22 protein-coding genes are annotated in these 22,855 nt (G+C 65.9%); 11 read left to right on the top strand and 11 right to left on the bottom strand.

Annotated elements, in window-relative coordinates; all coding sequences use genetic code 11:
* Nucleotides 1-53 precede the first annotated feature (53 nt).
* Entirely contained in the window at nt 54-1,076 is a 1,023-nt protein-coding gene (locus tag ACQP1T_RS19460) for a sugar ABC transporter substrate-binding protein (RefSeq protein WP_433754479.1), read from the bottom strand.
* A gap of 133 nt (nt 1,077-1,209) precedes the next feature.
* Between ACQP1T_RS19460 and ACQP1T_RS19455 the strand changes: the two genes are divergently transcribed.
* From ACQP1T_RS19455 to ACQP1T_RS19435, 5 genes are all read left to right on the top strand, one after another.
* A complete protein-coding gene (locus ACQP1T_RS19455) occupies nt 1,210-2,265 on the top strand; it encodes a LacI family DNA-binding transcriptional regulator (RefSeq protein ID WP_433754478.1) in 1,056 nt (351 codons plus the stop codon).
* A gap of 325 nt (nt 2,266-2,590) precedes the next feature.
* Nucleotides 2,591-3,808, top strand: a complete 1,218-nt coding sequence (locus ACQP1T_RS19450; RefSeq protein ID WP_433754477.1) for an IS110 family transposase — start codon at nt 2,591-2,593, stop codon at nt 3,806-3,808.
* A 206-nt stretch (nt 3,809-4,014) separates the two neighbouring features.
* The gene (locus ACQP1T_RS19445) at nt 4,015-4,860 is read left to right on the top strand and encodes a helix-turn-helix domain-containing protein (protein WP_433754476.1); all 846 of its coding nucleotides are present in this window, start codon (nt 4,015-4,017) and stop codon (nt 4,858-4,860) included.
* Between the two features lie 151 nt (nt 4,861-5,011).
* Nucleotides 5,012-5,965, top strand: coding sequence for an alpha/beta fold hydrolase (locus tag ACQP1T_RS19440; protein WP_433754475.1), 954 nt, complete (start codon nt 5,012-5,014; stop codon nt 5,963-5,965).
* 134 nt (nt 5,966-6,099) lie between these two features.
* Nucleotides 6,100-6,879: an alpha/beta fold hydrolase gene (locus tag ACQP1T_RS19435; RefSeq protein WP_433754474.1), complete on the top strand. Its 780-nt coding sequence runs from the start codon at nt 6,100-6,102 to the stop codon at nt 6,877-6,879.
* 148 nt (nt 6,880-7,027) lie between these two features.
* On the opposite strand, the gene speB is transcribed toward ACQP1T_RS19435, so the two are convergent.
* Genes speB through ACQP1T_RS19395 form a run of 8 tightly spaced genes read right to left on the bottom strand, consistent with a single transcriptional unit; the run spans nt 7,028 to nt 14,177 of the window.
* Nucleotides 7,028-7,966, bottom strand: coding sequence for an agmatinase (gene speB / locus ACQP1T_RS19430; protein WP_433754472.1), 939 nt, complete (start codon nt 7,964-7,966; stop codon nt 7,028-7,030).
* A gap of 39 nt (nt 7,967-8,005) precedes the next feature.
* Complete coding sequence (locus ACQP1T_RS19425; protein ID WP_433754471.1) at nt 8,006-8,770, bottom strand: class II aldolase/adducin family protein; 765 nt, start codon at nt 8,768-8,770, stop codon at nt 8,006-8,008.
* Nucleotides 8,767-9,969 carry an aromatic ring-hydroxylating oxygenase subunit alpha gene (locus ACQP1T_RS19420; RefSeq protein WP_433754470.1) on the bottom strand — a complete coding sequence of 401 codons (1,203 nt, stop codon included), beginning with the start codon at nt 9,967-9,969 and terminating at the stop codon, nt 8,767-8,769. Before ACQP1T_RS19420 ends, ACQP1T_RS19425 begins: the two co-directional genes overlap by 4 nt.
* A complete protein-coding gene (locus tag ACQP1T_RS19415) occupies nt 9,966-10,817 on the bottom strand; it encodes a sugar phosphate isomerase/epimerase family protein (protein WP_433754469.1) in 852 nt (283 codons plus the stop codon). The genes ACQP1T_RS19420 and ACQP1T_RS19415 overlap by 4 nt, the downstream gene beginning before the upstream one ends.
* A gap of 53 nt (nt 10,818-10,870) precedes the next feature.
* Nucleotides 10,871-11,836 carry a C-terminal binding protein gene (locus ACQP1T_RS19410; protein ID WP_433754468.1) on the bottom strand — a complete coding sequence of 322 codons (966 nt, stop codon included), beginning with the start codon at nt 11,834-11,836 and terminating at the stop codon, nt 10,871-10,873.
* Between the two features lie 18 nt (nt 11,837-11,854).
* Complete coding sequence (locus ACQP1T_RS19405; protein ID WP_433754467.1) at nt 11,855-12,625, bottom strand: amino acid ABC transporter ATP-binding protein; 771 nt, start codon at nt 12,623-12,625, stop codon at nt 11,855-11,857.
* Nucleotides 12,622-13,338: an amino acid ABC transporter permease gene (locus tag ACQP1T_RS19400; RefSeq protein ID WP_433754466.1), complete on the bottom strand. Its 717-nt coding sequence runs from the start codon at nt 13,336-13,338 to the stop codon at nt 12,622-12,624. Before ACQP1T_RS19400 ends, ACQP1T_RS19405 begins: the two co-directional genes overlap by 4 nt.
* Nucleotides 13,335-14,177, bottom strand: a complete 843-nt coding sequence (locus ACQP1T_RS19395) for a transporter substrate-binding domain-containing protein (protein WP_433754465.1) — start codon at nt 14,175-14,177, stop codon at nt 13,335-13,337. Before ACQP1T_RS19395 ends, ACQP1T_RS19400 begins: the two co-directional genes overlap by 4 nt.
* A 248-nt stretch (nt 14,178-14,425) precedes the next feature.
* Here ACQP1T_RS19395 and ACQP1T_RS19390 point away from each other — a divergent pair, with 248 nt between their 5' ends.
* Both ACQP1T_RS19390 and ACQP1T_RS19385 read left to right on the top strand, forming a co-directional pair.
* Nucleotides 14,426-15,355 (top strand): Lrp/AsnC family transcriptional regulator, encoded by a 930-nt coding sequence (locus ACQP1T_RS19390; RefSeq protein WP_433754464.1) that lies wholly within the window; start codon nt 14,426-14,428, stop codon nt 15,353-15,355.
* On the top strand, nt 15,352-16,143 hold the full coding sequence (locus tag ACQP1T_RS19385) for a hypothetical protein (RefSeq protein ID WP_433754463.1): 792 nt from the start codon (nt 15,352-15,354) through the stop codon (nt 16,141-16,143). Before ACQP1T_RS19390 ends, ACQP1T_RS19385 begins: the two co-directional genes overlap by 4 nt.
* A 200-nt stretch (nt 16,144-16,343) precedes the next feature.
* Here ACQP1T_RS19385 and ACQP1T_RS19380 read toward each other — a convergent pair whose 3' ends face one another.
* Nucleotides 16,344-17,249 (bottom strand): class I SAM-dependent methyltransferase, encoded by a 906-nt coding sequence (locus tag ACQP1T_RS19380; RefSeq protein WP_433754462.1) that lies wholly within the window; start codon nt 17,247-17,249, stop codon nt 16,344-16,346.
* A 470-nt stretch (nt 17,250-17,719) separates the two neighbouring features.
* Nucleotides 17,720-18,829, bottom strand: coding sequence for a LacI family DNA-binding transcriptional regulator (locus tag ACQP1T_RS19375; RefSeq protein ID WP_433754461.1), 1,110 nt, complete (start codon nt 18,827-18,829; stop codon nt 17,720-17,722).
* A 92-nt stretch (nt 18,830-18,921) separates the two neighbouring features.
* Here ACQP1T_RS19375 and ACQP1T_RS19370 point away from each other — a divergent pair, with 92 nt between their 5' ends.
* Genes ACQP1T_RS19370 through ACQP1T_RS19355 form a run of 4 tightly spaced genes read left to right on the top strand, consistent with a single transcriptional unit; the run spans nt 18,922 to nt 22,781 of the window.
* Nucleotides 18,922-20,241 (top strand): aryl-sulfate sulfotransferase, encoded by a 1,320-nt coding sequence (locus ACQP1T_RS19370; protein WP_433754460.1) that lies wholly within the window; start codon nt 18,922-18,924, stop codon nt 20,239-20,241.
* Nucleotides 20,238-21,011 carry an ABC transporter permease gene (locus ACQP1T_RS19365; protein WP_433754459.1) on the top strand — a complete coding sequence of 258 codons (774 nt, stop codon included), beginning with the start codon at nt 20,238-20,240 and terminating at the stop codon, nt 21,009-21,011. The genes ACQP1T_RS19370 and ACQP1T_RS19365 overlap by 4 nt, the downstream gene beginning before the upstream one ends.
* A gap of 1 nt (nt 21,012) precedes the next feature.
* Nucleotides 21,013-21,786: an ABC transporter ATP-binding protein gene (locus ACQP1T_RS19360; RefSeq protein ID WP_433754458.1), complete on the top strand. Its 774-nt coding sequence runs from the start codon at nt 21,013-21,015 to the stop codon at nt 21,784-21,786.
* A gap of 29 nt (nt 21,787-21,815) precedes the next feature.
* A complete protein-coding gene (locus ACQP1T_RS19355) occupies nt 21,816-22,781 on the top strand; it encodes an ABC transporter substrate-binding protein (protein ID WP_433754457.1) in 966 nt (321 codons plus the stop codon).
* Nucleotides 22,782-22,855 lie beyond the last annotated feature (74 nt).

Raw genomic sequence — 22,855 nt, 5'->3', positions numbered from 1 at the left:
GCAGCGTCATTCGCCGTCCCAGCGTGCCCTTCCCCGCTGGGCCCCAGCGGTTCTCAGCCCCAGCAGTTGTCCAGGCCGTACTGCACGTCCTTGGAGTCGACCCCGGCCTGTGGCTTGGCGGTGATCAGCGTGACGCCGGTGTCGGTGTACCCGCTGGTCTTCTTGCCGTTCTTGGCGTAATCGACGATCGCCTGCACGCCCTCGCTGGCCATCTTCAGCGGGTACTGCTGCGAGGTCGCCGCGATCTTGCCGTCGCGGACCGCCTGCACGCCGGTGCACCCACCGTCGACGGAGACGATCAGCGCCTGGTTCTCCTTGCCGGCGGTCTTCAGCGCGGTGTAGGCACCCAGCGCGGACGGCTCGTTGATGGTGTAGACCAGGTTGATGTCCGGATCCTTCTGCAGGCAGGTTTCCATCGCCGTCTGCGATTTCGCCTGGTCGCCCTGAGCGGGCTGCGCACATACCACGTTCGGTGCGGTGACGTACTGCGTCATGTCCGCAGTGGCCTGCGCGGCGCCGTAACCGGACAGGAATCCGTTGTGCCGCAATACGCCGACGGTGACGCCGGGGTTGAGGTCGATCATCGCGATCTTCACCGGCTTGTCACCCTGGACAGCCTTGGCGTAGTTGCCGATCAACTGGCCGGCGGTGAAATTATTGGTGGCGAACAGCGCGTCGACCGCACTCTGCGGATCGGTCGGGGTGTCGAGCGCGATCACTTCGACCCCCTTGGCACGGGCCTTCTCAACCGCGGGGACGATCGCCTTGGTATCGCTGGCGGTGAGCAGGATGCCCTTGGCTCCCGCATTGACCATGTTCTCGATCGCCGTCACCTGGCTGGCGTTGTCACCATCGAACTTGCCTGCGGCGGTGAGCAATTTGACGCCAGCGGCATCGGCCTGTTTCTGGGCACCCTCCTTCATCTTCACGAAGAAGGGGTTGGTGTCGGTCTTGGTGATGAGCCCGACGATGACCTGCCCGTTGTTGCTCGACCCCTTGCCGCAGGCGACGACGGAGAAGGCCAGGGAGGTGACCGCGAGACAGGCGGCGGCGATGCGGACGACACGAGAGGACATCGGTGTTCTCCTGCAGGTACTACATAGACAACGTTGTCAAAGACCATATAACGTGATCCACGCCACGTCCAGAAGCTTCTTCTAGGAGATTTGACGGTCCTCGGATCAACATGAGCGAATGGAGAGGGTTGCGATGTCAGCGTTGTCAGAATCCAAGGCACCGCGCAGGGGCGCCACCATGCGCGATGTGGCGGCGCTGGCGAGGGTGAGCATCAAAACGGTGTCGCGTGTGGTCCGCGGCGAGGGCGGCGTTTCGCCGGAGCTGGCCGCGCGGGTCACCGATGCGGCAACCATGCTCGACTATCGGCACAACCTGGCGGCCAGCACATTGCGCGGGCACGGCCAGAAGACCGCCGCGATCGGTCTGGTGCTGATGGATGTCGCGAACCCGTACGCCTCGGCGCTGCACCGGGCGGTCGAGGATTTCGCGCACAGCCGGGGCACCCTCGTCTTCGCGGTGAGCAGCGACGAGAACCCAGCCCGTCAGCGCGAGGTGCTGGACGCCTTGCTGTCCAGACGGGTGGACGGGCTGATCGTCATGCCGGTAGGCACCGATCACGGCCCTCTGCTGCACGAGCAACGCCGCGGTACCCCGGTCGTATTCGTGGACCGCATGCCGGCCACCACCGAAATCGACAGCGTCACCGTCGACAATCGCACCGGCTCCCGCCTTGCCGTCGAACACCTGGCCGCCGCGGGCCACCGCCGTATCGCCTATCTCGGTGACCTGCACACGATCTGGACCGCTGCCGAGCGTTACGCCGGCTACATCGAGGGCCTCGCACACACCGGCATCCCCCTCGATCCGGACCTGATCTGCGCCGACTTGCACTCCTCGGCGGCCGCCGAGGCTGCCGCCGGGGCGCTGCTCGACCGCCCGGACCGCCCTACCGCCCTGTTCGGCGCCCAGAACCTGGTGACCGTCGGTGTGCTGCAAGCGATCCGGAAGCGTGGCTTGCAAAACCGGATTGCCGTAGTCGGTTTCGATGATCTGCCGCTGGCCGAACTGCTGCAGCCAGCGCTCACCGCCATCACCCAGGACCCGGCGACGATCGGCCGCGTCGCCGCCGAAATCCTTTTCGCCCGCCTGGATGGTGACGAGGGCCTCCCCCGCCACGAGGTGATACCCACTCGCCTGCTGGTCCGCGGTTCCGGCGAGATCGCTGCAGACCTTCGTCACAGTCAATAGCCCGGACACGCTCATCTTCATTGCACAGCTGGTGTATATAGCCGACGTCGGATCGGCGTTGCGAATCACTTTCACCAGGCCACCAAGCGAACGATGAGGCCTGCGATCTCCTTAAGTTGGTTGGTGTTCAGTACGTTGTGCTGGACCCCGGGCGGGTCGGGTGAGGCTTGTGTTTTCTTGCCGGCCTTGGTGGTGCGGCTCGAAAGGAGTGGCCGCCCGGCCTGTCTGGACGTTCCTGGCCGCTGATTGAGAACTGCGGACTATCGCTTGGTTTAAGGAGATGACGGCGGGCTCGTCCATGGGTTGACCTGTAAGAACCGCACTGATGGAGGTCGGGTTGGGCAAGCTGTGGGTCGGTATCGACGTGGGCAAGGAAACCCACTGGGCCTTCGCGATGGACAGCGACGGCAACCGAATCCTTTCGCGCAGGGTGGCCAACGACGAAGCGGCAGTGTCGCAGTTGCTCGCCGATGTCACCGCACTGGAAGCCGATGAAGTGACGTGGGCGGTGGACCTGACAACCGTGGAATCGGCTCTGCTGCTTGCGATTTTGTGGGACCACCAGCAGCGCGTGATGTATCTGCCGGGCAAGGCCGTCAACCATGCGGCAGCCGGATATCGCAGCGAAGGCAAGACCGACGCCAAGGATGCCCGTATCATCGCCGATCAGGCCCGCATGCGCCGCGACCTGGCCGAACTGCGGCCGACCGACGAATTGATCCTCGAACTGCGCCTGCTCACCGGCCGCCGCACCGATCTTGTCTGCGACCGTACTCGGACCATCAATCGACTGCGCCAGCAGCTCACCGCGATCTGCCCGGCCCTCGAACGCGCCGCCGACATCGCCCACCAGCGTGGCTGGGTGCTGTTGTTGTCGCGATACCAGCGCCCCAAAGCAATTCGCCGCGCTGGCACCGCCCGTCTGATCAGCCTGCTCACCAGCCTGGGCGTGCGCGAGCAGACCGCGACCACCGTCGCTTCGGCGGCGGTCGCCGCGGCCAAGACCCAGACCACTCGTCTGCCCGGCGAGGATGTCGCCGCCGAGCTGGCCGCCGAGCTGGCGAAAGAGGTGATGCGCCTCGATGAGCAGATCGCCGAACTCGACTCCGCCATCGAGGCCCGATTTCGCCGCCATCGATTCGCCGAAGTGATCACCAGCATGCCCGGCATCGGGTTCCGTCTCGGGGCCGAATTCCTCGCTGCCGCAGGCGATCCCGGCTGGTTCGCCTCCGCCGATCATCTGGCGGCCTACGCCGGGCTCGCGCCGGTGCCCAACGATTCCGGTAAACGCACCGGACGCCTGCACCGACCTCAACGCTACAACCGCGCCCTGCGCAGGGTGTTCTACATGTCCGCACTCACCAGCATCCGATGCTGTCCCACCTCCCGCGCCTACTACGACCGCAAACGCACCGAAGGCAAAGGCGCCAAAGGCGCCACCATCGCCCTGGCACGCCGTCGCGTCAACGTCCTGTGGGCCTTGCTGCGCGACAACCGAACCTGGGAGCCCACAGCAGCGACTACCGCCGCCCGAGCGGCTTGACATTGTCATTGAGACTCCTTTCGGCTCATGTTGGTGGGGGTGGTGAGCTTCAAGCTCTGCTGACTGGGCGGTGAGGAGTTGTCGCTCTTGCTGGACTTTCCCGATCCATCCCGCGACCAGCGTGGGGTCTGAGCCCACTGTCGCCGTCGGTACGCGCCGGTGGATTGGACGAATGCTTCCGTCCGTCGGCTCGCTAGCATGGGACGGTGCGAAGGTTCATGCACGGTGCGGCGGTCTGGGATGTCGCCTGCCCGCAGCGGCCCAGCCGTGTGGCCGGTGTAACGATGGCCGGGTTCCGTGTCCGCCACCTGGACGCACTTCGGATGGTCCCGCACCCGGCCGTGACGCTGCTGCTGGACTTCGGCGCCGGTTCGCCCGTCGTGGACGATGCCACCGGGCGGCAGCAGCGCGGAAGTGTCGTCGCTGGGCTCGGGGTCGGGTCCGCAGGCGCGGTCTGGGCCTGGGGTGCGAATGTCGAATGCGTGCAGGTGCGCCTTTCCCCGGTGGTAGCACGCGCGGTTCTGGGCGTCTCCCCTGCCGACCTCGACGGCGCCGTGGTGGCCCTCGACGACCTGTGGGGCCGGGAGGCGTCACGGATCCGTGAGCGACTGGGCGACGTCTCGTCGTGGGAGGATCGCTTCGCGTTGGTGGACGCGTGGCTCGCCAGTCGGCATGAGGTGGCACCGCCGGTGGACCCGGAGGTGGCCTGGGCCTGGCACCGGATCGTCGGCAGCGGTGGCGTGGCCCGGGTCGACGGACTCGCGGCCGAGGTCGGATGGAGCCGTAAGCGCCTGTGGTCCCGGTTCCGGTCGCAGCTGGGTCTGCCGCCCAAGCACGCTGTGAAGCTGGTCCGCTTCGATCATGCCGCCCACCGCCTGGTCGCTGGTGAAGGCGCGGCTCGAGTCGCGGCCGACGTCGGCTATACCGATCAGTCACACCTGCATCGGGACGTCGTGGCGTTCACGGGGGCAACTCCCGCGACCGTGGCCGGCGAGCCGTTTCTCGCCGTTGACGACATCGCATGGCCCAGCCGCGGAGCAGTCCGGAAATGATTCGGATCAGGCGAACCGACTGACCGGAACATTTGTACAAGATATCGGCGGGCACCGGCAGTGACAGTAGGCCCATGATTATTTCCCGGGAGCTCGATGACCCCGCTGTCTCGACGACGCCGACCTGCCGTTTCCACACCGGCAGGCTGAAATGAGCAGCGGGGTACGGCGTCGGCGGCGCCTCATGATCGCCTCGGCTGTCCTCTTCTTCGTCGTCGGGTTGCTTCTCGTGAACGCGGAGGTGGTGACGCGGCAGAGCGCCGAGGCCAGTGCGAATCCGACCCTGTCCCTCGACGGCGGGAACATCTACGTGCGTCAGGACGGTCCCTCCGATGCCCCGGCACTCGTACTGATCCACGGGCTCGCCGCGTCGACCCGCTCGTGGGACGCGCTCGTTCCGCTGCTGAGCAAGTCCCATCGCCTCATCCGGATCGACCTGCTCGGGCACGGCCAGTCGGCCAAACCGGCCGGTGGTGGTGGCTACGGGATGCCGGAGCAGGGACGCCGGGTCGGTCAGGCAATGGACCGGCTCGGCGTCGAGCACGCCGTAGTGATCGGCCATTCCACCGGTGGCGCGGTCGCCACCGCTCTCGCCGAGCAACGCCCCGAACTGGTGACCTCGCTCGTGCTCATCGACACCGCGCCCCGTTTGGACGCCTTCATCTCGAGCGGCTTCGTCGGCGGGCTCTTGTACGACCCCGTCATCGGGCAGCTGCTATGGCGGCTTCGGACCGACAGCCTGATCCGCAAGGCCGCGAGCACCGCGTTCAGCCGTCCCGGCTACCAGGTCCCGCAGGAGGTCGTGGACGACGCGCGCGGGATGACCTACCACGCCTTCATCGCGACATCGCAGGCCGGTGACGACTATGTGAACCAGCGCGCGCTCCCCGACCGGCTGATTCCCCTCGGCAAGCCGCTGCTAGTGATTTTCGGTGAGGACGACCGGAGATGGCGATCCTCCTCCGCCGCCGAATACCGCGCCGTTCCGGACGCGAAAGTCGAGTTGCTGCCCGGTATTGGGCACTCGCCCATTATGGAGGATCCGCCGAGGACCGCCGCACTTCTTCTGGCCTTCACCGCGAGCCACACCACCGATGCGCACTGAACGAGATGAGGCGCCCATGGCGGGACCCAGTGCAGCTGACGCAGGTGGACCGCCTGCGCCCCAGGTGGATCTGACCGATGTGCTCGAACCTACGTGTATGCCCAACAAACTTCGCCGAGCCCAGGGAGATCGCGATGCCACACACCAGTTCGAATATTTACTGGCAGGAACACGGCCATGGCCCACTGACACTTGTCATGTTGCCAGGATTCGGCGCCTCGGCTGACCTCATGACCGGAATCGCGCGCCACCTGATCGGGTTCCGTGTCCTGGTCTTCGACCTACCCGGACATGGTCAGTCCGTACACGCGTCGGCGGACGGGAGACTGTCCACGCTGGCCGCGACCCTGCACGACGCGATCAACGAAGCGGGCGTCGACACCTACTGCCTGGTCGGCTATTCCCTCGGCGGTGCGATCGCGATGCGGATCGCGCTCGACTACCCCGACGAGGTGCGTGCGCTGATCGGAGTCGTTCCGTGGAACGCCGCGGGGACGACTACCGGCGACGCGGTGACCGCCGGCTTCGACGCCGCGTATGGCGATGTCGAAGCGCTCGAACAAGGCGTAGCGGCAATCTCGGTGGATCCGTCGAAGACCTCGAGTCTGGCGCGCAGCATGCTGACCGTCACCGAGCAGATGTGGCACGGCTGGCTGGCCGGCGGTGCGCTGACAAGCCAGGCCGACGAACTGCCCGGGATACGCGTACCGACCTGCTACATACTCGGCGGTAAGGACGTCGTCGTAGATCAAGCCAAGCAGCTCGACGATATCCGGCGCATCCCAGGAGGCCGTGCGGTCCTGCTGAGCGAGCTCGGACATCTATGTGGTCTCGAGATGCCCGACGTCGTCGCGAACGAGATCTCGAACTTCCTGGAGACGCAGATACGCGCCGATCCAGCTGAAAGTCGTTGAGAGGCCAGGACGCCGAGGAGTGCGCGGTGAGCCCGACGATTGACGGCCGATCGCACCATCGCGGATATGGCCACACCAGCAGTTCGGAACAGCCGCCGGCGATCACGCCGCCCGAATCGGCCGAGAACACGACCCGACTGACCTGCGATCAGGTGCGCATCGCCATCGCGGACAGCAGCTCGTATCCGACGTGTGCGGCTGCGATACCGGTGATTTCGGCGTGGTCGTAGGCGGGTGAGACCTCGACGATGTCGGCGCCGACGATGTCGGCGTCGCTGAATGCGCGCAGCAGACACAGCAATTCGCGGCTGGTCAAACCGCCCGCCTCCGGAGTACCGGTGCCGGGGGCGTGCGCCGGGTCGAGAACATCGATGTCGACCGAGATATAGACGGGCCGGTCACCGATCCGGGCCCGCATCCGCTCGACCGCCGCCGTGACACCGTCGATCTCGATCTCGGGGGCGGTGATCGCCGAGAAGCCGAGCATGCGGTCGTCGGCGAGATCGCTGGTGCTGTACAGCGGTCCGTGGGTGCCGATATGCATGCTCGCCTCGCGGTCGATCAGCCCTTCTTCCGATGCGCGGCGGAACGGGGTGCCGTGGGTATAGGACGCACCGAAATACGTATCCCATGTATCGAGGTGCGCGTCGAAGTGCACCACGGCGACCGGTCCGTGCCGCCGCGCGACCGAGCGCAGCAGTGGCAACGCGATGGTGTGGTCGCCGCCGATCGTCACCAGCCGTGCGCCGGTACCGGTGAGTGCGTCCGCGCCGTATTCGATCTCGGCGATCGCTGCCTCGATGTCGAACGGATTGCAGGCCAGGTCGCCCGCGTCGGTGATCTGTAGTGCGTCGAATGGGGAGACGTCGAGCGCGGGGTTGTACGGCCGCAACAGCTTCGACGACGTGCGCACGTGGCCGGGGCCCAGTCTGGCACCCGGTCGGTAGCTGACGCCGGTGTCGAACGGAACACCGATAATGGCGATATCGGTGGCGGTGACCTGATCGATGCGCGGCAGTCGGGCGAAGGTCGCCGGGCCGCCGTAGCGGGGAATGCGGGTGGCGTCGACGGGGCCGACAGTGGTCATCGTGGTGTCCTCTCGGATTGATAAGTCGCGCAGGCGGATTCAGTCCGCGTAATGCGGGTCGATGCGGTCGAGCAGCCGCAGCAGGGCCGCCCAGGCCAGATCGTATGCTTCGGAATCGGCGAAATCGTCGCCGGTTTCGTCGCCGGCCAGCTGGCGGGCGCTGCGTTCACACACCTGCGGGGACGGCAACGCGAGCGTCCCGGTGGCGGCGGCGGACACCTGGATCTCACACGCCCGATTCAAATAGAACATGCGCAGAAATGCCTGTGCCGCAGTGGCTCCGACGGTGAGCAGACCGTGATTGCGCAGGATCAGTGCGGGATGCTCGCCCAGATCGGCGACCAGCCGGGCCCGCTCGTCGAGATCGAGGGCGACGCCCTCATAGTCGTGGTAACCGATCCGGCCGTAGAACTCCATCGACATCTGGTTGACCGGTAACAGTCCCTCGGCGGTGGCGGCCACCGCACAGCCCGCCCGGGTGTGGGTGTGCAGCACACAATGTGCGTCGGGCCGGGCGGCGTGCACCGCGCCGTGGATGACGAAACCCGCCGGATTCACCTGCGGCCCGGTATCGCCGATGGCGCGGCCGTCCGCATCGACGATCACCAGATTCGACGCCGTGATCTCCTCGAACAGCAGCCCGTATGGATTGATCAGGAATCGCGGGATCGGCCCGGGCAACCGCAACGAGATGTGGGTGAAGATCAGGTCGGTCATCCCGAAGTGGGCGACCAGGCGGTAGACGGCGGCGAGTTCACGCCGCAGTCGCGATTCCGTCGTACGGGCAGCCGGCACCGCGGTCATCGGTAGCCGGCCTTCGCCGCGACCCGATGCTGGAACAGCGCGGTGATCTGATCCCAATGTGCGACAAGGTTCGTCGCATCCGCCGCGGGTGAATTGCGGCCGATCTGCAGGCGGTGCAGCATCGGCATATCCTGGTCGTTGACCTCCCAGAGCACCTCGGTCAGCTGGTGATGGGCTTGCGCGTATTCCGTTCCGGCCGCGGCTGAATCGACGAATACCGCCATATGTTCGATCGTCCTGTCCGGGGCGGCCGGATTGAAGCCGATCACCTGGAACCAGTCCGCCTCGAGGAAGAGCAGGGCATTGGGAAACACACAGAAAATGTCCTGGTGTTCGAGCCGGTCGGCGGGCACATCGCCGAGCCAGGGTAGGGCACGATCGGTTTTGTCCGCCTTGCCGACCGCCCCGTGCGGATAGGTGCCGCCCAGGATGTCGGGATGCAGTGCCACATCATCGACGTCCAGCGAGGCGGTCACCGGCCCGACCTGGGGATGGACGAACGGCAAATGGTAGAAATCGAGGAAGTTCTCCACGACGAGCTTCCAGTTGGCGTCGACGTCGTAGCGGCGTTCCCCGGCGAGGTGGATCCGCTCGAAATCGATATGCGCCCAACGAGTCAGGATCGGCTCGAGGTGGTGTGCGAACTCGTCGGCGCAGCGCTGCGGGTCGGTATCGGTGGCGGATAGGTCGACGAAGACCATGCCCGCCCACACGTGGCTGGCGACGGCGAGCAGGCCGAGCCGTTCGGCCGCCGCCGGATCCACCTTCGCGCGCCGCTCACGGCTGTAATACGGTGCGGCGGACAACTTTCCATCCAGATCGAAGGACCAGCAGTGGTAGGCGCACTGGATCCGGCGGGTGACCACCAGCGGTTCTTCGGTCAGTGCCATACCGCGATGTCGACACGAGTTGTGGAAGACCCGGATCCGGTCGTCGTCGCCGCGGACGAGGAGCAGCGGCTTACCGCCGATCGTGACCGGGTGCACGGCGCCCGGCTCATCCACCCAATGTGCGTAACCGGCCCACACCCAGCCGCTGGAAAAGATGCGGTCCTGTTCGAGGGTGAACTCCGCTGCGCCGGTGTAGGCGCGGGCGGGCACAAGTGCGCGGCCGATCGGCAGCTCGGGCAGTGGCCCGTCGACGACCACGTTCCCGGTGGAGGTCATCCGTTCGGATAGGGGAAATTGGATGTCGCTCAATGCATTCCTCCTCGGGATGTGGTGATCGAAGTGCCGTGCACGGCCGCGGCATACGCTGTCTCGGCCCGGTCGCGCAGGGTGAGTGTCTCGGCCCATCGATCCGAAAGTTCGCGCCCGTTTCGGTCGGTGATGGCATATGGGGTGGTGCCCAATTCGGTGCAGAACAGCACCGGCTCCAGGCTGCCGTCGCGGCGGCGGCGCTCCAGGATGGCGGTGAATGCGCGAATCCAGCAGTCCTGGAACAGTGCCTCCCATTCGCGGTGCTGTGGGAAGCCGAGCGGGATCTGTACCTGGCAGCGGGTCGCGATGCGGCCCTGCACGGATTCGGCGCGCGCGAACAGCGCATCGAGCTGTCCTTCCAGCTCCGCGGTCGGCGGCAGCGGGAATTCGCTGCCGCATACGTAGTGGGACAGGTCGATTGCCAGATTCACGTCGGCGTCCAGTACCTGCAGCAGTCGGGTGGTTGTGCGGATGTCGTCGGTCAGTGTGTTGCGGTGCGTTTCCAATTGCATCGCGACACCCGCGGCCGCGCACCGGCGATGCCAACGGAGCACGGTGTGCGCGACAGAAGTCAGGTCATGGTCGAAGACGCGGCCGCAGACCACCATTCGGTCGGCGTCGATGATCTCGGCATAGCGCAGGGCGGCATCGAGATCGGCATCGTCACCGACAAAAGCGAAGACGGCCGAACGCAATCGGTGCCTGCGCAGGGCGGCGAGTTCGTGGGCCTCGGGCCTGCCGCGTGCGCCGAGGTCGACCGCGACACCGTCGAATCCGGCGGCCACGAGCTGGTCGAGCTGCTCGGCGAGGGTCCACGGGCGTGGCGCACCCCACGGCAAATCCTCCATCGCCCACAGTGAATTGAATATCTCGAGGCGCGGGGGTCCATTTGTCGCCGGATTCATAGTGGCACCGAGGCCGGGGTGGTGACCGGGTGCAGCGGGCGGCCGGTGCGATGCCACTGCACCACATTGCGGGCCTGGGTCAGCACGTAGTCTCGCGCGGTCGCATCCGAAAGATAGGCCACGTGCGGGGTCAGCAGGACATGGGGATGTTCGGCGAGCCGGTCACCGGCCGAGGGCGGCTCGGTGTCGAGCACATCGAGTGCGGCACCAGCGAGGTGGCCGCTGTCCAACGCGTCGGCCAGCGCCGTGGAATCGACGATGCCACCGCGGGAGACGTTGATCAGCCAGGAGCCGGGGCGCATCCGCGCGATGAGATCCGCGTCGAACAACCGCTCGGTGTGATCGTCGAGCGGCAGATGGATGGAGACGAGATCGGAATGGGTGACCACCTGCGCGAGCGACGCCGCAGTGACACCGGTGGGCATGGCACGTCCCGAATGGTCATGGCCGAGAATCGATTCCACGGAACCGGCAGCGAACTCGGCGACCTTGGCGCCTATGCGGCCGAGCCCCACCAGCCCGAGGGTGATCTCGGACAGTCGCCGCGGCCCAGATGTGGGCCGGTCCAGCCAGCCACGTCGGCCGTGCAGGGTGAAGAAGTCGAGGCGGCGCACCGCGGCCAGGGCCAGCGCCCAGGTGTGCGTGGCGACCTCGGCGGTGGCGAGATCGCCGATGGTCGCGACCCAGATGCCCCGGGCCGTTGCCGCATCGACGTCGACGGCATCGTGGCCGCGCGAGAGCATCGACAGGATTCGCACCCTGGGCAGGCGGGCCAGCAGATCCCCGTCGACCGGCGCGTAGCCGATCAGCAGTGCGGTGGCATCGGCGGCCGCCTCGGCGATGCGGTCGGGGTCTCGGGTCTCCAGCACCCGTACCTCGAAACCCGCCGTCTCCAACAGGGTTACGCCCGGTGCGGGGTCGAGGTCGTCGAGATCGGTGTAGACCGCGATCGGAGCTGACATAGCGGAATCCGTTCCGAGTCAGTGGACATGGGACAGGAACGCGCGGGTTCGCTCTTGTTCGGGCTGGGTGAAGAATTGCTCGGGCGGCGCCTGCTCGACGATGACACCGGAGTCGAACAGTGCGACCTCGTGGGCGAACCGGCGGGCGAATCTGGTCTCGTGGGTCACCACGATCATCGTCATCCCCTGTGCGGCAAGGTCTTCCATCACCGACAGCACCTCGTTGACCAGTTCGGGGTCCAGTGCCGAGGTCGGTTCGTCGAACAGCATCACCGACGGTTCGAGGACGAGTGCCCGCGCGATGGCGACGCGTTGTTGCTGTCCACCCGACAGCTCCGAGGGATAGTGCCGCAGATGACCGGCCATGCCGACCCGTTCGAGCATGGTCTCAGCGCGATGCGCGGCCTCGGCCTTGTTCAGTCCGGTCACCGCGGTCAGGCCGAGCATCACATTGCGCAGCACATCGAGATGGGCGAACAGGTTGAAGCGCTGGAAGACCATGCCGATATCGGTGCGCTGTCGCGCCAGCCGCCGCTCGGGCATCGGCACCGGATGACCGTTCCGTCCGCTCTCGACCCCGATCTCTTTGCCGTGCAGCAGGATCGAGCCACCGTCCGCGGATTCGAGCAAAGCCATCAGCCGCAGGATGGTTGATTTACCGGAGCCGGATGGCCCGAGCACGGCCTTGACCTGGCCCGGTGCGACCGCGAAGTCGACCCCTTTGAGGATGAGGTTGTGGCCGTAGCTTTTTCGCAGGGCGATCGTCTGTAGAAGGGGCGCATCAGTCATACCGACACCGGGTCCTTCCGTGGGATGAGCGCACCCGATGAGACCCATCGGTAGCGACGCTCGATAAGGCTCTGCGCACCCATCAGGGCGCTGACGATCACCAGGTAGTAGACGAGGGCCGCGCTGTAGTACTCGGCGTACCGGAATGTCACCGATACCCCCACCTGCGCGGTGGTGAGCAATTCGCGCAGCGAGATCACCGACGCCAGTGAGGTGTATTTGAGCATCGCGATGAACTCGTTGCCGGTCGGCGGCAGCGCGACCTTCACCGCCTGTGGCAGTACGACTTTCAGCAAGACCAGGTGCGGTGGCAGCCCGATCGCCCGGGCCGCCAGATGCTGCCCTTCGTCCACGCTCAACAGCGCCGAACGCAGGATCTCCGCCATATAGGCGGCCTCCACCACCGCGAAACCGAGGAAGGCAGCGATGAAGGGCGTGAACCAGTTCTCGCGCAGCCCGGGAAAGAGCTGCGGCCCGGCATTCCAGATGATCAACAGCACCAGCAGAGTGGGGATGGCCCGGAAGAACCACACGTAACCGCCGCCGACGGCGCGCAGGGTCCGTCCCTTGCTGATGCGCATGAGGGCCACCCCGAATCCGAGCACGGTGGCGAAGATCATCGACACGGCCGCGAGTGCTACCGAAAGCCAAGCGCCGTGCAGGAATTCGGACGAGGTGAGGGCGTCGAGGAAGATCTCCCGATCGAAGGTCATTGTGCTGTTCCGGGGCGGATCCGGGCCGGATCGAGCCCGTATTTGGTGGCGATCTTCGCGAGGGTGCCGTTCTCGGTCAGGGTCCGGATGCCCGCGGCGACGGGGCCGCTCAGCGGCGAGCCCTTCCTGGTGAAGACCCCGAAAACCGTTTCCGCGGTGAAGATGCCAGGAATCGCGGTCAGCGCACCGCCGGACTTGGCGACCATATCGACCACCGCGACGTCGGTCTCGATCAAAGCGTCCGCTTTGCCATTGGTCACCGCCGCAACCGTTTCGGCGGTCTTGGGGTAGGCCTGGATCGTGATCGTGGATTTGCCGGCAGCCTTGAATCGGTCCGAAAGCTGTTGCAGGGTCTTCTCGTTCGCACCACCGCCTTGGACCGCGACGGTTTTGCCGGATAGGTCGTCGACGGTCGCGATCCGAGTTTCGCCATTGCGGGCGATGAGTCCCGGTCCGGTCGCGAGGAACGGCGCGGCATCGGCCACCGCGGTGCGTTCCGCGCTGACGTACAGCGCGGACCAGAGCACATCGCAACGCTGGGCCTGCAGTGCGGGCATGAGTCCGTCGAACGAGGTGACCTGCCAACTCGGCCGCACCTGCCACAGGTCGGCGAGTGCGCGTGCGGCATCGGAGTCGAAGCCGACCGGGTCGGTGGTGTTCCCGTTTTCGAAGTACTCCATCGGCGCGTATTCGGGATCGGTGCAGATCCGAACCTCGCCGCCGCGGATCAGGCCCGCCGGTGCGGCGCCGCTGGCCGCGCTACCGCCCGATCCGCTCCCGCAGCCGGCGATCAGCAATGCCGCACCGGTTCCCACGGCTACCAGTCCCAGCTTTTTCATCTGCTCAATCTCCTGCCAGTGCAGTGGCGTTATGGTCAACGTTCCTGCTCTGATTGATGCTCGTTCGATTGAGATGCACGATAGAAACTGCGATAGGTTCAGTCCACACGGGAAGCTCAGCGACGAGCGCCACTGTTTGACGTTATGCAAACCACTGCTCGACGAATCGCGCGAGAGTCTTGTTGGAGAAGGAAAATGCTGATGATCGGTAAAGAAGACTCGGTTCGGAAGTCGATTGTTAAGTTCCGATGACCGCGGCATCGGGCACCCACATGCTGGACGCCCGCATCCTCGAGGAACTGCGCTTCGACGGGCGGATCGGCCGCAACGAACTCGCTGCGAAACTCGGCGCGTCACGTCCGACGATCTCCAAACGCCTCAACACGCTGTTCAGCACTGGGCGTGCCCAGGTGGTCGGGATCGTGCATCCGTCGACGATCGGGCTGGAAGCGCTTGCCCACGTATCGATCAGCGTTGATCAACCCGTTCGGCAGGTCGCGGGGCGGGTGGCCGCACTGCACGACATTCCGTATGTGTCGCTGACCAGTGGCCGGTACCCGCTGGTCGTCGAGATCCGCACTCAGGGCCCGCCGCAGCTCACGGCCACGCTCGATCGGATCCGGAGCATCGACGGTGTGCGTGACACCAACACGCTGTTCTATTCGGACCTGATCATCGACGTCGGCCGCCCCGAGAAGGCATCGGCGGCCTCGATCGATGCGCTGGATACCCGTTTGCTGGCGGTGCTGCAGGAGGATGGTCGTGCCTCCTACGCCACGCTCGCCGCGGCGGCCGGTACCTCCGCGGGCACCGCTCGGCTGCGGGTGAAGCGCCTCATCGATGAGCGCATTGTGCACGTCGCCGCGCTGTCCGGACCGGGGCACGGCGATACCGAATACGCGGTCGGATTCGGCGTGCGTGCCAGCGGACGCACCGCGGGACTCGCGCCGCTCCTCGCCGAGCTCCCCGGCCTGCGCTTCCTGGCCGCGACGATCGGGCGGTTCGATCTGGTCGGCACGGTGCACGCGGCCGTGCTGGAGGACGTCGTCGGCGCGCTCGACACGGTGCGTGCGTTGCGCCCGGTGCTCGAGGTCGATAGCTGGGTGCATCTGGTCACGGTGAAGGAGCGCTACAGCAACGTGCCGCCGCTTTCCGGGGAACTGAGGGAGCAGTCGTGACGGCGTCGGTGTCCCTGCCGTTCGCGTCGATACCGGTGCGCGGGCGGATTTCCGTTCCGCTCCCGGTTCGCGGAGCATCCTGTCGGCTGGCCGAAGCCGCGCTGACCACCGTGCTGCTGGCCGGTGCTGTCACCGGTGGCACTGTTTTGGCCCGTGCGCCGCTGCCGCAGCCCATTGTGGGGAGAGTGCGTTGTTCGATCGCCGAAACGGGCGCGTACGTGGTGTCGTCGGCCGCTGGGCTCACGGCCACCTCGCGAGCGACCGGCGGTGAACTGGCGACATTTCGATGTACCCTGCCCGCCCATCTGCTCGCGCTCTATGCGGTGGCAGCGGCACGGGCGTCCGATGAGTGCACGATCACGCCATCCGAGGGCGGTACGGCCGATGCGGTGGCCGCGTTCGTCCGGCTCGGTCTGCGGGCACGCGGCGACGGCCGCTCGGTCGTGATCGAACCCGGTTTCGCTGGGGGGCAAGGGATTCTCGAACACGACGGTGACATCTACACTGTCCTGGCGGCCCTGCTCATCGCGTTGCTGCGAAGCGATACGCGCATCGTCGATACGGTGCCCTTGGACGAGCAGATCCCCAACTTCGTCACGCGCTGGTCCGCACTGCTCGTCGCCGACGAATTCCTACTCCCCGGAAGCGGTCTCGCGCCGTCGGACTACCTCCGAACTGCAAAGAATGTGGAAGCTGGCACCACACCAGCAAGCCGAAGCGCGGCGGCGCCCGATGATGCCTCACCCCGACGAGAGCACCACGGACGCCAAGGTGGACCGCCGACCTGAGTCCAGCGCGGCGCCAGCGTCCGCGGCCGAGCCGGCGGCTCTCGATCCAACAGTTGCCGGCACTCGAAGCGCTCGACAACTACGTCCGCGAGCTGGCCGAAAACAACGAGACCCGCGGCCGCGGAAAAGCCAAACCTGCCCAGATCCGCCACCTACAGCGCATCAGCACCCAACTCGCCGACGACACCCCGCGGGCAGAATCACTGTGGTGGGGGCTGTATTGCGCCGGGTTTGGTGCAGGTGAACTGCATGACGTTGAGGTGGCCGTGGCGGAAGTGGTCGGCGCACTCGGTCAGATAGCTGAGGTAGGCGTTGTAGGTGGGTTGCCCGGCCAGTTCGATCGCCCGGTCACGGTGCTCGTGCAGAGAGTTGGCCCAACTGTCCAGGGTCGTGGTGTAGTGGGATCCCAGTTCCTGAATGTGGGCGAGGCTGAATCCGGCGTCCTGCGCGTACTCGTTGATTCCCCTGGGGTTGTGGCCGGTTGATCGTGGGAGCTGGCTACTCGGGAAGACGGTGCCGCGTAGGAACGCGAATTCGGTTTCGGTCGTCAGGGCCGGTGCCTGGTACGCCTCCGCGTGGCGCGGGTCTTGGGCGACGACCGTTTGTACCAGCAGCACTCCGTCGTCGGGCATCATCCGGTAGGCGAAGTCGAAGAAGTCGGGGTATCGCTGGTGGGGGATGTGTTCGAGTGCGCCGATGCAGACGATGCGGTCTACGGGGCGGTCGAATTGTTGCCAGCTTTGCCGTCGCACACCGCCGTAGGGGTAGCCGTGGATGAGCCGGTCGACGAGGCGGTCACGTACATACCGGTGCTGGTTGCGGTGGGGCGTCAGCCCGATCGCATTCACGCCGTAGGTGTCCATGGCGCGCAGCACGGTCGAACCCCAGCCGCAGCCGACGTCGAGCAGGGTCATCCCTGGTCGCAAATCGCATTTGGCCAGTGCAAGGTCGATCTTGGCGGACTGGGCTTGTTCCAGGGTGTCGTCCGGGTGAGTCCAATACGCGCAGCTGTAGGTACGAGTCGGGTCGAGGAACTGCGCGAAGAACTCGTCGGGTAGCTGGTCGCGGGACGCGATCTGACGATCGGCGGGGGCGTAACCGGTCATGGTGCGGGTCTTTCTTGCGTTCAGGCCAAATCCTGTTGGTGTCCTCCCCCATTCAGTTGACGTTGGACCGCCCTTCGGGGCGCGATTGTCTGGGAATCGTCGTTTGGGCGGCTGGGGGTCCCTTAGGTCGAGTGGCATCCCGATCCGAGACTACAGATCTCACAGCTGCGCTGAACGGTACGTGCGCAACATTTAACCAGGAAGTAACTGTGGTTGCTCGTCAGACTGCGTATGGTCGCCGCGCAACGCGACATCCGGCGGCCGACACAACTGCAAAGCCTTCGCGGAGGTCGATTCATCCCTCGCTGTCGAAGGTGGCCGCGCTGTGGTCCAGTGCACCGGTCACGGCACGCCTGGACGATCTGGACAAGATCTGCGCTCGTTGGCCGGCTCCAGCAACGCCACATTTTCGTAAGCGACTACACCGTCAAGAGCGACGCACCGCCGTCTGGGTGAGACGACTCGGGAGACTACTGTGCCGGGGACATCGGCGGCTGGCAGCCGCACGTCTCCCCCAGAGAGAGTTGGACGTCGATGGCCACGAGGCTCCCGTCGGCGTCGGCGGCGCTCTGTGCACTCAGCACTGCCTCGAGGGCCGCGCGGGCGATTGTGTCGATGGGTTGCCGCACCGTGGTGAGGACCAGTTGCGCGTAGGTGTTGCTGCGGTCGCCGTCGAAGCCGACGACCGAAATGTCCTGGGGGATACGCGCTCCCGTGTCGGTGATGGCGCGTAGCGCCGCGGCGGCCTGTCCGTAGGTGCCGACGACCATGCCGCTGGGCGTCGGGTTGTCGGCCAGGTACCTGCTCACCGCGCGGTACGCCCCCGCCGGGGTGAGATCGGTGCGGATCTGGCGTTCGGCCTCGGTGCCCACGACGGAGGCATAGCCCGCATAGCGCTGCGCCACGGTTTCACGGTCACCGTGCTGGACGTCCTCGCTTGTGAATCCGCCGACGAACACGATGTCGTCGCGGTGGTGCGCGATTGCGAGGTGACGGGTGGCCAGCGTGCCGGCCTCGAGATGGTCAGCGCCGATGACGGGCGCCTCGATGTGGTCCCTGTTGTTGTGCACCCAGACGATCGGAATCCGGTTCCGGGCACAGAGTTTCGCGGTCGCGGCACCATTGGCGCCGCCGACGACGATCAGGCCGTCTATGCCCGAGTCGGCGAAGGCGCCGACGAATTCGAGCTCCCGCTCCGGGTCGTATCCGGTGTTGCCGATCAGCGTGAGATGGTCGCGCTGCCGCGCCTCGACCTCGATATGCCCGACGAGTGCTCCGAACAGCGGCAGCGTCACGTCGGGGATGAGCAGTCCGATCTGCCGCCATCGGTTGGGCCGCCGCAGGGCGCGGGCGATGCGGTCCGGACGATAGTCGAGGTCGTCCAGTGCCTCGATCACGCGTGCACGCAACGCATTCGACACTGGTCGTGGACCGTCGTTGAGGACGTAACTGACGACAGCGGTGGAGGTCCCCGCCCGCCGCGCCACGTCGGCGAGGGTCACACGCTTGACAGTCACAACTGCCCCATTCTTGTCGACATTGCGCAGGTCGGACATGGTTTTAATCGTCCTGATTCTCACACCGTACGGCCGCGGGAAAAACCACGCAAATCGATTAGATTGGTAACTCTCGCGATTCACGCACTTAACAACCGACTGGTGGAGTAATTGGCATGGCATTCGTTCGGCTCACTGGCGTCACCTACTGCGACCCCGATCTGGCGCACAACAGCTATGTCCTCTACACCGGATCGGATTCGATCACCCGCCTCATCGACCTCAACGGTGCGGTCGTGCACGAGTGGCCGTTCGCGGGCGTGCCGCCACGTGTCATCGATCCCGCGCTCACCGGTGGCCGGCTGGGCGATGTCGGCGTGCAGCTCGCGCCCAGCGGTGACGCCAGGGGCGGCATCTACGCGAATGGCACCGTGGGGCAACTGACTTGGTCGGGAGAACCGGTATGGGAATGGGGTGAGCAGGCCCCGGGCGGGGCCGCGCGGCAGAACCACGACTGGGAACTGCTGCCGAACGGAAACCGGCTGCTGCTGGTGACCATCCCGCGCATCGTGCCCGGCCTGGGCGATGAGATCGTCGGCGACCAAGGACTGTACGAGGTCACGCCCGACGGCGAGATCGTCTGGGAGTGGCGGGCCGGCGATCACCTCGACGAGCTCGGGTTCTCCGAGGCCGGCTGGAAAGCATTGCGGGACACCGTGTCCCGTGATCCGGATGATCCCTGGGGCTATCTGGAGATGAACAGCGCCAAGACGCTGGGACCGAACCGGTGGCAGCGCGCGGACCCGCGCACTGTGTTCCATCCCGACAACATCCTGATCAGCCTGCGCAAGGCCAATGTGATCGCGCTGATCGACAAGGCCACCAAAGCCATTGTGTGGAAACTGGGTCCGTATTTCGCGGCCGAGCCCGGAGCGCAGCATCAGCGGATCAACGCGCACAAGGTGCCGCGCCCGCTCGACCAGATCTCCGGACAGCACAATCCGCATTTCATCGCCGATGGCCTGCCCGGCGCAGGCAATATTCTTGTCTTCGACAATCAGGGCGGGGCCGGCTATCCGCCGGCGGCGCTGGGGATCTACGCGGGATCACGCGTCCTGGAGATCGACCCGGCGACCGAGCAGATCGTGTGGCAGTACACGGCCGAGGACTCCGGGCAGCCGTCGTGGACGTTCTTCAGCTCCTTCGTGAGCAACGCTCAACGCCTGCCCAATGGCAACACCCTCATCACCGAGGGCATGAACGGCCGTCTGTTCCAGGTGACTCCGAACGGCCAGGTGGTCTGGGAGTACCAGACCCCGTACGAGGGCTACGGGGTCGCCGGGGAACCGGAAGTACACGAACCCCGGGTACCGGGCGTCGATCGCCTGAGCCGGACCTCGCTGATCTATCGCGCACAGGCGGTTGCGTTCGATTGGGTGCCCGTCGGGGCTCCGCAGTCGGCTCCCGAACCCGTCGACCGGCGGACCGCGCCATGAAGACCTCGGACAAACGCTGGGCAGCGATCGGGGGAATCGTCGGCGCCCTCGCTCTGGCCGGAATTCTGTGGAGCCTCATCGTGGCTACCGGGCGCTTCCCCAGGGAATTGTTTCCGACTGTGCCGCAGGTCATTCGGGCCGGACAAAGCCTGTGGTCCGCCGGGCTGCTGGTTCCGGATATCACCGCGAGCCTGCAGCGGGCGCTGTTCGGATTCGTCTTGGGTGCAATCGCCGGAATCTCCGCGGCGATCATCACCGCGAGCACCTGGCTGGGGCGCAGAATTCTGCAACCGGTGCTCAGGTTGCTTTCTCCCATTCCGACGATCGGCATCGTGCCGCTGGCCATTCTCTGGTTCGGGATCGGCGAGAGCAGCAAGACCCTGGTCATCGCGCTCGGTGTGTTCGTCCCGGTGTGGATCAACAGTCATGCCGGCTTCGCGAGTACCCCGGCCGACTATCTGCTGGCTTCGCGCTGCCTCGGCGCCGGGCGCTGGCAGTCCATGACCCGGATTGTGCTGCCCGAGGCGGCGCCCGATGTGGTTTCCGGCCTCCGGGTGGGCGCGGCCATGGCTTTCGTACTCATCGTCGTCGCCGAAATGACCGGCACCACAGCGGGAATCGGCTACCGCATTTATCAAGCTCAACTGTTCTCGCAGGCCGATCGCCTGATCTTCTGCTTGATAGTGCTCGGCGTGATCGGGGCGGCCTGCGATCTGGCGATTGCCTCGGTTTCCGCACCGATCACGCGATGGGCGCACGAGGAGCATTGACATGACCATCGCGACACAGGATCTCGTCGTTCGATTCCCGAACAAGTCCGCCCCCGCGCTGCGGAACATCTCGCTGAGTGTGCCCGACGGCTCGTTCACCGTGTTGGTCGGCGCTTCGGGCAGCGGCAAATCGACTCTGCTGCACTGTCTGGCCGGGCTCATCACCCCCACCTCTGGCACGGTGATCGACAACGACGAACCGGTGCGGGCTCCGGACCCGCGCCGCGGCGTGGCCTTCCAGCGCGACGTGCTGTTTCCGTGGATGAGCGTTTCCGACAACATCGGCTACGCCCTGCGCGCACATCGCGTTCCGCGCAAACGGCGGCGTGCGCGCGTCGACGAACTTCTCGACCTCGTCGGACTGTCCGGCGAAGTGGGCAAGCAACGCCCGAGCCAACTCTCGGGCGGCATGCGCCAACGCGTCGGTATCGCGCGCATGCTCGCCGGCGAACCCGCCGTCATGCTGATGGACGAACCGTTCGCGGCGCTCGACGCGCTGACCCGCCTGCGCATGCAGGACCTGCTCATCGATCTGTGGACGCGGTTGAACCGGACCGTCATCTTCGTCACCCACGATGTCGACGAAGCAATTCGACTATCGGACACCATCAGTGTGCTGAGGGGCGGCCAGATCACCCGGCACATCACCAATCCACTGAGCCGCCCGCGCCCCGCCGATGCGCTCGCCGACCAACCCGGCTACAGCGAGCTCCGCCGCACTCTGCATCACGAACTCGGCGTCGAGCACGACGAGCGACAGCTGTTGAACGGCTGAATCCCTACCACAACATGAAGAGAGACCCCATGAAAACGCTGATGAACCGGCTGCTCACGGCAGTCCTGACAGTCGCCGCGATATCCACGACGCTCGCCGCATGCGCCACCTCGCACGGTTCCGATTCCAAGACCCTCACGGTCGCGTTCGTCGTCGATCCCTCCTGGGCGCAGATACCCGTCGCTCAGAAGGACGGATTGTTCGAAAAGAACGGCGTGAAGGTCAAAGTCGTGAACTTTCCCTCGGGTGTGGAAGCGCTGCAAGCGCTCGCCGCCCACCAGGTCGACGTCGCGACCGCCGCCGATGTGCCGGCCGCCGCCACCCTGACGCGGTCCCCGTCGCTGCGCGTCGTCGCTGACGGGTCCCGTTGGCAGGGATCACGAATCGTGGCCAGGCGCAGCGCGGGAATCACCTCGCTCGAGAGCCTGGCCGGACGATCCATCGGCACCCCGCTCGGCACCAGTGCGGCCTACTTCGCCGCGAAAGCGCTCTCCGACAATGGAATCAAAGCCGATCTGGTGCAGGTGGCGCCCCAGGCGACGCTCACAGCCGCCACTCAGCACAATGTCGACGCCGTCTCCATCTTCCAGCCGTATCAGGCGCAGGTGAGTGCCGCCCTCGGCGATGACGCCGTCCAACTCCCGGGCGGCAGCTACAACCAGCACAGCCTCTACCTGGCGTCCGAGACCGCGGTGGCTCAGAAATCGGCTTCTCTGAGCGCCTTCTTCACAGCTCTGAACGAGGCGAGCACGGCACTGTCGACGCGCACCGACAGCGCGATCTCCACTGTCGCCGCCGCCACTCAGCTCGCACCCGACCTGCTCCAGAAGATCCTGCCCGAATTCGACTACACCATTCAGCTGCAGCCCGATCTCGCCGACAACCTCACCAGCCTCGGCACCTGGGCCAAGGCCCAAGGCAAGATCGACCAGTCGACCCAGCTGCCGAACTACGACGCCCTGCTCGTGACGACCTTCCTCCCCCACGTCGGCTAGCGGGTCAGGTCCACTTGCTGACGATGGCGTATTCCTGTCGCAGGTATTCGAACTTTCCTCCCCTGCCGTCCACG

Source organism: Nocardia sp. CA-135398 (genome assembly GCF_050955845.1).
Classification (GTDB): Bacteria; Actinomycetota; Actinomycetes; order Mycobacteriales; family Mycobacteriaceae; genus Nocardia.
This window is presented reverse-complemented; position numbering and strand designations above follow the sequence as displayed.